Here is a 12,838-nt window from a genome sequence, read left to right on the forward strand (position 1 = left end):
TGTAGGTAACTCAAGGAACTCAAGCACGTCCCCTCCAACCTCTACAAGCATCTGCCAGCCGACGCTGGGCTATCGCCCATCCCAAATGCCAGACCTCTTCAACGGACAGAATCGTCGCTTCCGGGTACGTGGATCGCCACTTATCGGCGGCCTCGGGGGAGCTTAAGAAATGGACTTGGCTGCAAAAAGTGTTGCGCACATTGCAGCAGCCTGCCTGATCGGCAGGTATCACGAGAGACACCACAGTTTCGGCCGGAGTCAGCGCGGTAACCCCCGTTGGTGTGACAGTTAACCGAACCGCAACTTCTGTGACCGGGCAGAGTGATTCCACCAGTGCCATCTGCTGCAATGCAACGGGGTACATCAGAGCATCCAGTGCACACCATGTAAAAAGATTGTGGCCGTCAACGCTGAAGCGGTGTGGGGTGGGAATCAGAGACAGTCCGCAGGCGACTATGTTGCCATCATCATCGAACACGGTGTCTTTGAATTCCATCAAATCCGTTTCTATGTCTCGCAGGGGGATATCGAGAGCGAGTGCTATGCTTGCTTTAGCCACGGGCTTGCCTTTTGCCAACGCGCGCAACAAATGCAACCAGAGCTTGGGATGGCGACAATGCAATGCGGCCTGGAGCCGCTCTCCCAATAAAGGATCAATGGACATGTGCCTTACCTCTCTTTATGACCCAGCGGCTGGGAGTTGACTGGGCAGAATCTCGTCCCGGTCAAACTGCCTTGATACCTTTATCCGCACTGTCTCCTGTCTCAAATATCCAAAAGTCGAACCCGACCCCTCTTCCTCTAGAAGTATATCTCCTGTATTTATTCTAGTGAGACCACAGTGGCATGGCCGCTGTTGGAAGCTCCCTTTCGCAGATAGACTCAAGCCTTTGTATAGTACTTGGCTTTAGATACGATCAAATTCTCGTAATAGATTTTCTTTCGATTGAGGTCATCACTTACTGCTTGGTGCTGCGGATCATGCACTAGCGCTTGGCTTCCAGCATTGAAGGGGATGTGGTCTTTGTACGCTGTTACTAATGATACAAAATACATCACTTGACCTTGGACATATGCATTCGATGCATCAACAAGGTCAGGAAAATACAGCAAGCATAGTGAAAGCGCTTTTCGTGCATCTACTGCTTGAGACAGGGCCAAGACTTCTGCCTTTGTGGTGCAACTATCCAGGTTTTTCGTGTACTGTAAGGATGCTGTAAAATGAAACATCATCTCTTCATACTTCTGGCGGAGTAACTTATTACGATCGTGTTTTTTATCTAAGGAAGAGCGCAGAAATGTGACAGCTTGTGAAATCAAAACCCCTGCCAACGCTGCACTTGCTGAAATTATCGGTGCTAGGTTTTCTCGCTCCATTCCTCCTCCATCTCCTTCATTACCGACGGCGTGAGGGCGCGCGTTAGCGCCTGTCTGTCGCCGCCTGGTTGGCATCTCTACTCTCCCGGTTCAAGGCCTAGGCATCGCCTTATTCGTTCCTCTGTTTTATGGATGGCATCAAAGTCATCAGTGTAAATGACATTTGACATTCCAATAAATCGACTTTTTGCCTCAAGAAGTTGTTCTTTGTCAGGTACTTGGTTTGCCCAGCGGTACAGCCAGTACAAAGACATGGGGGGATCTGAGGTCGGGGATCTGGGGTCAGGCTTGCAATGTTACAAAGATGACGGCGAGGTCATCAGAGATTGCAACTTCGCAAGCCTGGCCCCAGATCCCCACCACGAGTTGACGCCAACTTGCTAGCATCCCGCGCGAAATCAGTTTAGACAGCGGAATAGCAATCAAGGTAGCAGCTACAAGGAAGACTATTATGGTAATCGGAGAATTTTCCATGCCTTTTAGGGTTCCAGATTTTCAGCCTACTAGTAGACGGGCTGCAAGTAAGATCGCAAAAAGAGCAAAGAGTAAAGCTGAGAGTTTCAATAGCTTTTTATCTGAAGTATTTAAATCCTGAATACTTCCTTTAAGCTGTCCATACTTGAACGTCTTTTTTGCTCCGACTAGTGCAATGCACGCAGCCGAGCAGATAGCAAAAGACACTATCACGAGATCAATCCACGATGTACTTCTCATGGTATTACCTCTTGATTAAAACGTCCGGCGAAAGAGTCCTCACTGACCCCCAGGCCCCCCGCGCATTGTTGGGACTTCTTCTCTCAGGGGACGTACTACCGAACGTATTGGTATGCAGATTCTTGCCGTCTCAGACCTATTGTTCACACCAGTAATAACCCGTGTACTTTTTCCCCTTTTCAGACTTCTCCCAGAAGAAAACCCTTTTCTTCTCACCGGAATGCGTACGTGCATCGCCTTCACATAAGGCGGTCACGTTCCCCGGTCCCATCGGCGGTTTTTCAGCACATGAAGCCCGCCAAGTCGCCAGCGACGTAAAGTTCATCACATTTTTCGGCACATTACGCGAGGCCTTGGCGCTGAACATCTTGTTCGCTAACGCTGCACATTGTTCAATGCCCTCACGCTCAAGATCTTCAAGTGTTTGACCTGCTCTAGCCGTTTCTACTGTTGAAAAGGTGGCGGCGAGGATGCAAGTCACAGCGATGGTAGTTTTCATTCGAATTCCTTTCTGCTCTGGCCCAACGGTGTGAGGTGACCGGCGGAGCGCCTGGCTCCTACCAGCTTTCACCAGCACTCATGAGCCGCGAAGACCTGGTCCACCCGCTTGGTTGGCAACTCGTCATCGCCAACTACTTACACAACTTACCACTGTCCCCTCTGTCCCTGCTCAGCAAGCATCGTCCCCGTTGATGTATGAAGGAGTCTCAATCCCTTCTGTTTTGAGGGCTTTAACGGCATCCGCTAGTGGTTTCTTGAGGGCTGCCTCCAGCTTGATTATATGCTCGACCATCCAGTTGACCATTCCAGGCCAGTTATCACGGTTGAAACCGTCCACATCATGGCCAAACCTTATGGAACTGGATTTCTTGTCGTCGAGTCGGTCCCATGAAAGTGCATCTCCAAATGCTTCCTCTATCTGAGATTTTTTCGAGACCAGATAATCGAAAATGAATTTATTTTCTACCTTGTTGGTCCTGGCAATCACGAGTTCCACTCGAATGAACTTGCTGCCAAAAATCAAATCGAACGGGCAACCGCTCATCCCGGACCCTGCATAAATCCAGTGATCCTTGCTGGGGCTTATGTTGTTGTAGAGGTCTGTCGAGCTTGCTTTTAGCGCGTCCAGCGCCTGCTGCCAAAAGGCTAATCTGATCTTATGGCGGCTTTTCAACTCAAATTCCGCAGTCTTCTCTGCCGCTTCCTTCTCGTTGATACCAATCATGAACTCTGTTGCCTCTGGAGTTGGAATGATCTGCTCCAGTTTCAAAAACAGGTTGTCACCCATCCCATATGGCGTTGCTTTAAAACACTGCAACTGGATGTTGTGGCTTAAGAGCCACAGGACGGTTGATGTGACCTCCTTGCGGAATTGGGCTGCCACAAACATGATGCGTTGCTGATTGCCGCTGTTAAGGACAACCTCAGCCAAATCCGGTACTTCAAGAAATTCGCAAATCAGTGCCTGTGCATCGCCGTCACCGCCGGTTTTTGCAAGGTACTTCTGAAAGATTTCTACGATCTGGTTCTTTTTGAGGGTGGAACAGTAAGAGGCATACTTCAGAGCCTGCCAGACCACGTCGCGGCCCGAGTCGTCAAGCTTGTTCTCTATGACGACGAGGTTACCATCCTTATCCAGTGCGAGCAGATCCAGTCTTTCATTTGTATCGTCGAATCCGTCGAATTCCTTTTGGATGATCAACAGTTCTTCGCCCAGGGCCATAGACTCGTTTGCCAACCACTCCTGAAGATGTCCGCGTTCGGTAAAACCAAGGTCGCTGAATTTCTTTACTGTCAGGGGTTTGATTCGGTTCAGCGATTTATCTATCTGGTACATTTAAGTCACCTCTTTTAAGCATTTTGGGGAAGTACCTGGGGGCAGGGAGCACTGGGGCCAGGATCGACATTCGGACGTTCCAGTCCACTCAAATGTCCAAAAGTCTGGCCTGACCCCGCCTTTATGCACGGTCGATGGGGGAGGGCAGGGGCAACCCTGCTCTATACTCTACCTCAGTGTCCTGCACATATCCCGTGATCAACATAGCGAATTACATCTTTGGCAGTTTTTGCCTACTAAGGCAGTAAACCTATCACCACATGCTGAACGTGCCCATTTCAAATCATCATCAATTGCAGAATGTTTTACTGAAATAGCATTAAGTTCTATGGCGTTTTTGAGATAGTCGATAATCTTATTGCAATATTCTTCTTTATTGAAAACAAGCTCAGGACTGATGTCTACCTCGTATTTTCCCATCAGGCTCAGGTAGCAAGCCGCATTAAAATATGCAAACCCGGTAGAGTCCCTGGGTAGCAGGCGCTCGGCGTTTTTTAGTGCGTTTCGCAGCATTTCTGCGTCAACTATCTGGCCATTGTCAGGGAATTCAATAGCTTTTTTAAAGTAAGCTGTTCCGATGTTCAGCTGAGCAAAAAAATTTGTGAAAAGCGGCCCCTTTTCATTCCGTACCTCTTGAATGAATAATCGAAGATCCTCCCTCTTTACGCTTTCACCTGTTATATATGTCAAATATTTGTAGTACGCTGAGTTTGGATGGACAGACTGGTCGAACGCTTTCCTACTCTCCTTCTCATGGCCAAGCTTCCAAAGCAGCAATCCTCTCATAAAATTGCACTCTGAATCTTTTTTATCAACTTGCTCAACCCAGCCCAAAGCTTTAGCATATTTCGTTTTTCTAAGATAATATTTGGTCAAAGCTTTTTTGGTTTCATTGTTAACATCGAGACGGTACCCGATCTTTTTCAAAAGGTTAGATAATTGCTCAAAATTTTGAATAGTCTTAGTAACTTCAGTACTTATCGGCGGTGCACGAAGGTGATCAAATGCCATCCCATATCCAATCTCAACATCACCTAGTGCGTCCTGTATGCTCGATAACTGACTCTTTACCTCTGATATAATAAGCTCGGTGGCATTATAAAAGACGAATTTGTGCTTGACCAGTACAATTACCACAAGTAGTAGCAATAAAAAGCTAAAACAACAGAAAACTATACCAATGATGATTGTATTTTCATCGATACCTCTCTGAACTATAATAAACATAAAAGCAGAGGTAACCAGTAAAACTATTATTGGGATAGACATGGGATGGTTTTTCCACTGCTCCATAAAGCCATTTATTTCTCTATTGGATGATTTTGCTATTGCCTCCAAATCTCCTCCTTTTCAAACCCAAATTGATTCGACCTATCATATATTAACGAGCTGGCGTTCTTGGGTTTTGCTCAAAGCCCACAATCTCAAGAGCCTGGCACAATGTCCTTATTTGGTGATAATTTTGCTCGCTCCCATCTCTGCATTGTATGCTTTCGCCTTGGCTTGGTACTGGGCGAACTGGGGGATGGCTATCGCGGCGAGGATGCCGATGATGGCTACGGTGACCAGGACGCCGCCGGCTGATCCTCCTACTCCCGTGCGCGGCATGAAGAGGGCGAAGAACCAGGCGAAAAGACTGCGCTGCGGGGGGGCTGCAAACGGGTTGTCGACTCGCGCGGCTCGCTTTACGAGCCAGGGGTAGTCGGAGATGAGTTCGTGCAACGACATCCAGAAACCGCTGCTCTGCTCTATCTGATTCAGATAGGCTTCCACGTTGACTTCGGACCAGAGCTTTTCTCCGGCGGACAATGCGATCAGTCCTTTGAGGGCGCTGTCGGTGCTGTCGCAGCAGACTCTGCCGTACTGGTCGCAGGTGTACTCGCGGGCACGGGAGTAGGCGGCTCCTATCAGCGGGAATAGGCTTGCGGGCCAGAGGAAGGGTGCCCACTGCAGGTGTCTCTGTTTGATGTGTCCGAGTTCGTGCCCGATGTAGAAGTTGATCGCCTCTGGACGGTCGGACATGGCGTTGATGACGTTCGTGTAGAGCACGACGAAGTTCCTGCCCAAAAACCTCGTGGCGAAGGCGTTCAGAAAGCCACTGCCGTTGATCAGGTAGGCGTCGGGAGGGTCACTCAGGCCGAGGGTCTTGCAGCAGTTGAGATGCCGGTTGTAAAGGTCGGGGAACTGGGTGGGGGAGAGCTTGATGCCGTTGCCCTTTAGATGGGCGATGAGTGCGGATTGACCGATCAGGAGGGCGATGCCGAAAGCCGGCAGCAGGAACGCGAAAACGCCTTTGGTCGCGAAGAGCAGCCCCAGCCAGTAAATCGTCGCCACCACGGCGTGGATCATGAAAAGGCTCTGCTCCCGGTGGTAGATGATGGGGCCCAGGTTGACGTTCGGGATGCTGCCGGAGGCTTTCGCTGAGGTTCCGCTTGGGCCGGACGTCCATTTGTCATAGACCACGTGACACTTAGGACATGACGCCGCATCGAAGATGGCATCGGACTCCTGCCTCTGGTAGCCGCACTTGGGACAGTTCCGCCCCGCCTTGGACTTCGTCGGCGATGCTGCGACGGCGGGGGGCGCCACCTCGTCCGTGATCGGTTCGGGCAGCGGTAAGGTCGCCGCGTCCCTTGAGAAAACGAAGCTGGTTTTGCATCTGGGGCAACTGGTGACCGTCGCATCGGGCGGGCATTTGTCGAAGGGGACGGATTTACTCAATCCGCACGAGGGGCACGTTACGGCGACTGGACGAGAAGTCATTCCAATAACCCTTTCTTGTACTGGAGTGGACAAAGAAAAAGCCCTTGGTGATACCAAAGGCCTTCTTCATGGAGGTAGGGTAATGGCGGAAGCACATGGGAATCGAACCCACCTGGGAAGTTTCTCACCCCCCACACCGGTTTTGAAGACCGGGCCGCCCACCAGCGACGGTGGTGCTTCCTCATTGATTTTCTTGTCGCATTTTTTAAAGCATCTCCAACCTTAAGTCAATATATAAAATCGGATATGAAAAGGGCCCTGCTTATAGAGGGCCTCTCTTTCGTCGCCTTTATTTGTACGCCTTGCAAAATAGTTCTTATTTTTGCTGATAGTTGCGCCCACCCGCATACCCCTGCTATGCTTGACAAACAATCGTGATTTCTGTATAGCTTGGCGTGCTTACTACCATTTAAAGAGGGGGATGAATGATCCTGTTCGCCAACATACTCTTGGCCCTTGCGAAGATCATCGAGTTGGCCAACGGTCTTTTAACCGTGTACAAGTACATCCTGCTCGCCAGTGTCATCATCTCCTGGATCAACGCCGATCCTTACAACCCCATCGTCAACTTCATCTACCGGGTCACGGAGCCGGCGCTGCGCCGCATCCGCCGCTACATGCCGGACACCGGCATGCTCGACCTCTCTCCGCTCGTACTTTTCGCGGTGATCTACCTCGTGCAGATCGTGGTCCTCGACACGGCCTACAGCTATCTCATCATCTACAGCAACCAGCTCAAAGGGGGTGCCCTGTGAAGATAACCCCCATGGACATCCAGCAGCAGCAGTTCAAGGGAAAGATGCTGGGCGGCCTCGACCCGGAGGACGTGGATGCCTTCCTGCAACTGGTGGCGGGCGAGATGGAGGAGCTCATCAGGGAGAACAACGACCTCAAGGAGCGCATCAACCGCAACCAGACCCAGATGACGGAGATGGAGGCCCGCGAGGCGCAGCTGCGCGAGACCATGCTGGCGGCACAGCGGATCACCGAGGAGATGAAGGCGAATGCCCAGAAGGAGGCGCACCTCATGATCTCGGAGGCCGAGCTCAAGGGGGAGCGCATCGTCGCGGACGCCGAGAACAAGCTGGTGCAGTTGAACAACCAGATCCAGGAGCTGAAGAGGGACAAGCTTCAGTTCGAGTCGGGCTTCAAGAACCTCCTGGATACCTACTACAAGCTGCTCGCCCTGGACAAATAATGAACGAAGAGACGGTACGGGTAACACGCACACCTGAGGGGCTCCTCTTCACGGTGCACGTGCAGCCGCGCGCCTCGCGCAGCGAGATCTGCGGACCGAAGGAAGGGGAGCTCAGGGTGCGGCTCACCTCGCCGCCGGTGGATGACGCCGCGAACAAGCAGTGCGTCGAGCTCATCGCGAAGAGCCTCGGCATCGCCAAGTCCAAGGTCAGCATCAAGTCGGGCGCCAAGTCCCGGCACAAGGTGGTCAGAGTACAAGGGGTGGAGCAGGATGACCTCCTGCCCTTATTCAAAACGGAGAAGGAGCAGCAATGAAGGCGAAAGACATTATGGTAACGGACGTGCCGTCCATCACCACTAAGACCACGGTGGGTGAGGCGGTCCGGATCATGAAGAGCAACTTCGGCGACGAGAGCTTCCTGAACGCCGCACCCGGCCTGATCGTGGTCAACGAAAGGGGAGGACTCGCGGGGATCCTCACCCCCTTGAGCATCATCACCGCCATCATGGACGACGCGCCGGAGGGAAAATCCGACCCCGCCTTCTTCGGCTCCCTGTGCGACCGCATCAAGGACCTTCCCACCTCCGCCATCATGGAGCACCAGCCCATCTCGGTCACCCAGGATGCGAGCGTCAGCGACGTGGCGAGGCTCTTTCTCACGCACCGTTTCCAGAGGGTCCCCGTGGTGGACGGCAAGAAGGTGGTGGGGATCATCTACCGCTCGCGCCTGCTCTTCGCCATCAGCCAAAGCCTGATCGTTGCCTCTTGACAAAAACGGAGGCGGCTACTTATATTTGTACCTGCGCCCGGCCGTTCGCGTCAGGCGCTAAAGCTTCATAGGAGGTTGTAAAAGCGATGCCACTTTACGAGTATCAATGCAAAAGCTGCAACGAAACCTTTGAGTTGCGCCAGAAGTTTTCCGACGCACCCGCCACGGAGTGCCCGAAGTGCGGCGGCTCCGTTGAAAAGCTTATCTCCCAGTCCGGCTTCTCCCTGAAAGGGGGAGGGTGGTACGGTGACGGCTACGGCAGCTCCAAGGCGGCCCCTTCCTGCCCATCCGGCGGGGGATGCGCCGGTTGCCCTTCGGCCTCCTGATGACGCCATGAAACGACAAGGCCCCCGTACCCACGGGGGCTTTTTTTGTCCCCTGTTCCCGGCAAAATCCTTTACAAAACCTTCCGTTTTAATTATTATCGACAACTTAAAAATCTGAGCCCGGTCCGCCCGCGAGGACGCGCCGCGCCTGCATATTCCAGCGGAAAGAGGGGTACACGTTCATGGCGAAAATCATCGACGGCAAGGCCATCGCGGCAAAGATCCGCGCAGAGATCAGCGCAGAAGCGGCACGACTGAAGGAGCGAGGAATCGTCCCGGGGCTCGCCGTGGTGCTTGTCGGGGAAGACCCGGCGAGCAAGGTCTACGTCTCCATGAAGGAGAAGGCGTGTGCCGACGTCGGGATCTTCTCCGACGAGTACAAGCTCGCAGCGGAAACGAGCGAGGAGGAACTCCTCACCCTCATCGACAAGCTGAACAACGATCCGAAGATCCACGGCATCCTCGTGCAGTTGCCGCTCCCCAAGCAGATCAACACCGAAAGGGTCCTCGAGGCAATATCGCCGGAGAAGGACGCCGACGGCTTCCACCCCTACAACGTCGGGCGTCTCGTCATCGGCAAGCCGCTCTTTCAGCCCTGCACCCCCTACGGCGTCATGGTGATGCTCAAGGAGACGGGCGTCGATCTGACCGGCAAGGAGGTCGTCGTGGTCGGGCGCTCCAACATCGTTGGCAAGCCGGTCGCCTTCATGTGCCTGCAGCAAAACGCGACGGTGACGCTGTGCCACTCGAAGACACGCGACCTCGCCGCCAAGGTGGGGCAGGCGGACGTGGTCATCGCGGCGGTCGGTGTCCCCGAGATGATCAAGGGGGCCTGGATCAAGGAAGGTGCCGTGGTCATCGACGTGGGCGTTAACCGCGTGGGTGAGAAGAAGCTCGTCGGGGACGTTGAGTACGCCGCGGCCAGCGAGCGCGCCTCTGCGATCACCCCGGTTCCGGGCGGCGTCGGCCCGATGACCATCACCATGCTTTTGCAGAACACCCTGGAGTCGGCGAAGCGGGGGATGTAAAGAGGCGGGATGGTAAGAGCAATCAATCAGACATGAGCAAGGAGTATTGCGATGCGCGTTAAAAAGGCCGTTTTCCCGGTCGCGGGGCTTGGCACCCGCTTCCTGCCGGCCACCAAGTCAACACCCAAGGAAATGCTTCCGCTCATCGACAAGCCGCTCGTCCAGTACGTAGTGGAGGAGGCGGTCGCCTCGGGGATCGAGCAGATCCTCTTCGTCACCGGCCGCGGCAAGAGGGCCATCGAGGACCACTTCGACATCTCCTTCGAGCTTGAGTCGCTGCTCTACGAGAAGGGGAAGGATCACGAGCTGCAGCAGGTGCGCGAGATCGCCGAGATGGCGAACATCTTCTTCGTGCGGCAGAAGGAGGCGCTGGGGCTTGGCCACGCCATCCTCTGCGCCAAGGAGTTCGTCGGTGACGAGCCGTTCGCCGTGCTTCTCGGTGACGACATCATCGACGCTCAGCAGCCCTGCCTCTCCCAGCTCCTCGAGACCTACGAGAGCTACCGCTCCCCGGTCCTCGCCCTGGAGCAGGTACCCATGGAGACCATCTCCTCCTACGGCTGCGTGCGGGCGAACCACCTGGCGAACCGTGCCTACGAGGTGCTCGACCTGGTGGAGAAGCCGCCGGTCGCCGAGGCGCCTTCGGATCTCGCCATCATCGGCCGCTATATCCTGACACCGGGGATCTTCCCGATCCTTGAGACCCAGGAGCCGGGTAAGGGTGGCGAGATACAGCTCACCGACGCCATCAAGACGCTGTCGCGCCAGGAGCCGATCTACGGCTGCCGCTTCGACGGGATCCGCCACGACTGCGGCGACAAGCTCGGGTTTTTGAAGGCGACGGTGGATATGGCGCTGAAGCGCGATGAATTCAACGGGGATTTCGAGGCGTTCTTGAGGCAGCGACTGGGCTGCTAGTGCAGCCGGCCGCTGCCGCTGCCGTAGTGGAAGAAGGCGATCAGCTTGAAGCTTTCGCCGGTGTACCCCTTGGGAAAGGAGCCGATCGGCCCGATGGCGTTTAGGGTGCGCAGCACCTCGTCGTCCAGGATCTTGCTCCCGGAACTTTCCAGCATGTCGACGCGGGTGATCTCTCCCTTGCGGTTGAAGGTGATCCTGACCGGCGTCGTCCCCTCGATGCCGCGCATGATCGCCGCCTGCGGGTAGTGCCAGACGCCATAGATGGATGTCTCCAGCCGGCGTAGGAACGAGCCGAACTGGATGTCGTCGGTGTTCAGGAAGCGGGTATCGCCTTCCTCGACTTCGCTGCGGTACTTCTCGCGGTAGCTCTCCTCCAGGCGCGCCAGCCGGGTCGCGCTCGGGAAGAGCTTAGCGCGGTCCACCGGGCCGCCTTTGGGCTTGAAGATCCCCTGGCCCGGTGCCGCCTGTTCCCTGGACGGCTGGGGCGCCGGGTAGGACGGCTCACGCGTTGCCTGGGAAGGACGGTTCGGCTGAGGCGGAGCGCTGTTTCTTTGCGGCAGTATCCGGTCCACCGCGTCTCTCGCCTTCGGGGCCATCTCCCTGACGACGCGCTGCGGGGTTTCCGAGTACCTCTTGATATCGGGTTTGGGCTGCGGCTTGATCTCCGGTTTCGGCTGGGGAGGGAGCTCCGGAAGGTCGGTCAGGTCGACCATGGTCGCTTCCGGGGGCCTTTTGTCTTGTCCGGGGGGGATTAACGTGATAACAAGATATACCGCCAGATGGCACAGCAGCGAGAGCAGCAGCAGGTAAAGGAAGTTTTTCTCGACGTATCTATCTGACATGTATCTCCACCCGTGACTGATCGGGTGATTCGTTGGTGCTGAACCTCGCGTGATGGTAGAAGATCATTTCGCAAAAAGCAAGGGGTTTGGACAGACAGTTTTCGCGCCTGACGGCGTGCCCTCCACCCCTCAGATTTTTACCGCTCCTTGACCTAGGTCAACTTTTTTTCAGAAATCTCTAGTAACGTTAAGACATAAAATTTCACTTCCGAGGTAGCCATGCTCGTAGTGGTGTGCGTCAAGCAGGTCCCAGATACCACGCAGGTACAGATCGATCCAGTCACCAACACCCTCATCCGTGAGGGCGTTCCCTTCATCGTGAACCCCTACGATACCCACGCCGTGGAACAGGCGCTCCGCTTCAAGGACCGTTACGGCTGCCGCGTGGTCGCCATCTCCATGGGCCCCCCCAACGCCGAAGCGACGCTCAGAAAGGCGCTCGCCCAAGGTGCGGACCGGGCCGTGCTCCTCTCCGACCGGGTCTTCGGCGGCGCCGACACGCTCGCCACGAGCAAGGTGCTCGCCGCTGCCATCGAGCGCCTGGCCAAGGAGGACGAGGTAGGTGTGGTGATCTGCGGCAAGCAGACCATCGACGGCGACACCGCCCAGGTCGGTCCCGGCATCGCCACGCGCCTCGACTTCGCCCAGCTCACCCTGGTGGACCGGGTCGACGAGCTCGACCTCTCCGCCCGCAGGATCAAGGTGAGCCGCAAGCTCGAGGGGCGCCACGAGCACGTCGAGGCACCGCTTCCGGTGCTCCTCACCGTGGTGCGCGAGCTGAACCGTCCCCGCTACCCGACCGTTGCCATGCGTCTCGAGTCCGCCGACGCGCAGGTGGAGGTGTGGGACAACAGCGTGCTCGGGCTCGACGTGAACACCATAGGCCTCAAGGGCTCCCCGACATGGGTGAGCCGCATCTTCTCCCCCGAGAGGGCAAAAGGGGAGATGCTCGGGGACGGTGCGCATGACCCGGAAGGGGCGGCCCAAATCCTCATCGACAAGATGATCGAGAAGGATCTCTTAGCGCTTTAATTCAAATTCACCACCTGGATTTGGACGAGCGGGA

Annotated in this window: 15 protein-coding genes and 1 tRNA gene; 8 read left to right on the plus strand and 8 right to left on the minus strand. The window is 55.0% G+C overall.

Annotated features, from left to right (window positions below; genetic code table 11):
• Window positions 1-19: 19 nt before the first annotated feature.
• The 7 genes from merB to E8L22_RS18375 form a co-directional block, all read right to left on the minus strand.
• Window positions 20-664 (minus strand): organomercurial lyase MerB, encoded by a 645-nt coding sequence (gene merB, locus E8L22_RS18340; protein WP_136526567.1) that lies wholly within the window; start codon window positions 662-664, stop codon window positions 20-22.
• Between the two features lie 218 nt (window positions 665-882).
• The gene (locus E8L22_RS18345; RefSeq protein ID WP_136526568.1) at window positions 883-1,377 is read right to left on the minus strand and encodes a hypothetical protein; all 495 of its coding nucleotides are present in this window, start codon (window positions 1,375-1,377) and stop codon (window positions 883-885) included.
• An 850-nt stretch (window positions 1,378-2,227) separates the two neighbouring features.
• Window positions 2,228-2,590: a hypothetical protein gene (locus tag E8L22_RS18355; protein ID WP_136526570.1), complete on the minus strand. Its 363-nt coding sequence runs from the start codon at window positions 2,588-2,590 to the stop codon at window positions 2,228-2,230.
• Between the two features lie 171 nt (window positions 2,591-2,761).
• The gene (locus tag E8L22_RS18360) at window positions 2,762-3,928 is read right to left on the minus strand and encodes a DUF4268 domain-containing protein (protein WP_136526571.1); all 1,167 of its coding nucleotides are present in this window, start codon (window positions 3,926-3,928) and stop codon (window positions 2,762-2,764) included.
• Window positions 3,929-4,126: 198 nt separating this feature from the next.
• Window positions 4,127-5,266 carry a hypothetical protein gene (locus E8L22_RS18365; RefSeq protein WP_136526572.1) on the minus strand — a complete coding sequence of 380 codons (1,140 nt, stop codon included), beginning with the start codon at window positions 5,264-5,266 and terminating at the stop codon, window positions 4,127-4,129.
• 108 nt (window positions 5,267-5,374) lie between these two features.
• Window positions 5,375-6,649, minus strand: a complete 1,275-nt coding sequence (locus tag E8L22_RS18370) for a M48 family metallopeptidase (RefSeq protein WP_162604870.1) — start codon at window positions 6,647-6,649, stop codon at window positions 5,375-5,377.
• 125 nt (window positions 6,650-6,774) lie between these two features.
• Window positions 6,775-6,872: transfer RNA gene (locus tag E8L22_RS18375), tRNA-Sec, on the minus strand.
• 244 nt (window positions 6,873-7,116) lie between these two features.
• Here E8L22_RS18375 and E8L22_RS18380 point away from each other — a divergent pair.
• The 7 genes from E8L22_RS18380 (at window position 7,117) to galU (ending at window position 10,930) form a co-directional block, all read left to right on the plus strand.
• Window positions 7,117-7,446 carry a YggT family protein gene (locus E8L22_RS18380; protein WP_136526574.1) on the plus strand — a complete coding sequence of 110 codons (330 nt, stop codon included), beginning with the start codon at window positions 7,117-7,119 and terminating at the stop codon, window positions 7,444-7,446.
• On the plus strand, window positions 7,443-7,889 hold the full coding sequence (locus tag E8L22_RS18385) for a DivIVA domain-containing protein (RefSeq protein ID WP_136526575.1): 447 nt from the start codon (window positions 7,443-7,445) through the stop codon (window positions 7,887-7,889). Before E8L22_RS18380 ends, E8L22_RS18385 begins: the two co-directional genes overlap by 4 nt.
• Window positions 7,889-8,203: a DUF167 domain-containing protein gene (locus E8L22_RS18390; RefSeq protein ID WP_129127655.1), complete on the plus strand. Its 315-nt coding sequence runs from the start codon at window positions 7,889-7,891 to the stop codon at window positions 8,201-8,203. The genes E8L22_RS18385 and E8L22_RS18390 overlap by 1 nt, the downstream gene beginning before the upstream one ends.
• Window positions 8,200-8,658 (plus strand): CBS domain-containing protein, encoded by a 459-nt coding sequence (locus E8L22_RS18395; RefSeq protein ID WP_129127656.1) that lies wholly within the window; start codon window positions 8,200-8,202, stop codon window positions 8,656-8,658. Before E8L22_RS18390 ends, E8L22_RS18395 begins: the two co-directional genes overlap by 4 nt.
• Window positions 8,659-8,744: 86 nt before the next feature.
• Window positions 8,745-8,984: an FmdB family zinc ribbon protein gene (locus tag E8L22_RS18400; RefSeq protein ID WP_129127657.1), complete on the plus strand. Its 240-nt coding sequence runs from the start codon at window positions 8,745-8,747 to the stop codon at window positions 8,982-8,984.
• 182 nt (window positions 8,985-9,166) lie between these two features.
• Window positions 9,167-10,012: a bifunctional methylenetetrahydrofolate dehydrogenase/methenyltetrahydrofolate cyclohydrolase FolD gene (gene folD, locus E8L22_RS18405; protein ID WP_135871956.1), complete on the plus strand. Its 846-nt coding sequence runs from the start codon at window positions 9,167-9,169 to the stop codon at window positions 10,010-10,012.
• Between the two features lie 51 nt (window positions 10,013-10,063).
• Window positions 10,064-10,930, plus strand: coding sequence for a UTP--glucose-1-phosphate uridylyltransferase GalU (galU, locus tag E8L22_RS18410; RefSeq protein ID WP_136526576.1), 867 nt, complete (start codon window positions 10,064-10,066; stop codon window positions 10,928-10,930).
• Here the strand turns inward: galU and E8L22_RS18415 are convergent.
• Entirely contained in the window at window positions 10,927-11,772 is an 846-nt protein-coding gene (locus E8L22_RS18415) for a TonB family protein (RefSeq protein WP_136526577.1), read from the minus strand. The two genes, galU and E8L22_RS18415, sit on opposite strands and share 4 nt — an antisense overlap.
• A 219-nt stretch (window positions 11,773-11,991) precedes the next feature.
• Here E8L22_RS18415 and E8L22_RS18420 point away from each other — a divergent pair, with 219 nt between their 5' ends.
• Complete coding sequence (locus E8L22_RS18420; protein WP_136526578.1) at window positions 11,992-12,804, plus strand: electron transfer flavoprotein subunit beta/FixA family protein; 813 nt, start codon at window positions 11,992-11,994, stop codon at window positions 12,802-12,804.
• Window positions 12,805-12,838 lie beyond the last annotated feature (34 nt).

The sequence above is a fragment of the Geomonas ferrireducens genome, assembly GCF_004917065.1.
Taxonomy (GTDB): Bacteria; Desulfobacterota; Desulfuromonadia; order Geobacterales; family Geobacteraceae; genus Geomonas; species Geomonas ferrireducens.

Excerpts from the sequence above, each read along its gene's own strand:
- merB (WP_136526567.1), bottom strand. The coding sequence starts at position 664 with ATGTCCATTGATCCTTTATTGGGAGAGCGGCTCCAGGCCGCATTGCAT.
- E8L22_RS18345 (WP_136526568.1), bottom strand. The coding sequence starts at position 1,377 with ATGGAGCGAGAAAACCTAGCACCGATAATTTCAGCAAGTGCAGCGTTG.
- E8L22_RS18355 (WP_136526570.1), bottom strand. The coding sequence starts at position 2,590 with ATGAAAACTACCATCGCTGTGACTTGCATCCTCGCCGCCACCTTTTCA.
- E8L22_RS18360 (WP_136526571.1), bottom strand. The coding sequence starts at position 3,928 with ATGTACCAGATAGATAAATCGCTGAACCGAATCAAACCCCTGACAGTA.
- E8L22_RS18380 (WP_136526574.1), top strand. The coding sequence starts at position 7,117 with ATGATCCTGTTCGCCAACATACTCTTGGCCCTTGCGAAGATCATCGAG.
- E8L22_RS18390 (WP_129127655.1), top strand. The coding sequence starts at position 7,889 with ATGAACGAAGAGACGGTACGGGTAACACGCACACCTGAGGGGCTCCTC.
- E8L22_RS18395 (WP_129127656.1), top strand. The coding sequence starts at position 8,200 with ATGAAGGCGAAAGACATTATGGTAACGGACGTGCCGTCCATCACCACT.
- E8L22_RS18400 (WP_129127657.1), top strand. The coding sequence starts at position 8,745 with ATGCCACTTTACGAGTATCAATGCAAAAGCTGCAACGAAACCTTTGAG.
- folD (WP_135871956.1), top strand. The coding sequence starts at position 9,167 with ATGGCGAAAATCATCGACGGCAAGGCCATCGCGGCAAAGATCCGCGCA.
- galU (WP_136526576.1), top strand. The coding sequence starts at position 10,064 with ATGCGCGTTAAAAAGGCCGTTTTCCCGGTCGCGGGGCTTGGCACCCGC.
- E8L22_RS18415 (WP_136526577.1), bottom strand. The coding sequence starts at position 11,772 with ATGTCAGATAGATACGTCGAGAAAAACTTCCTTTACCTGCTGCTGCTC.
- E8L22_RS18420 (WP_136526578.1), top strand. The coding sequence starts at position 11,992 with ATGCTCGTAGTGGTGTGCGTCAAGCAGGTCCCAGATACCACGCAGGTA.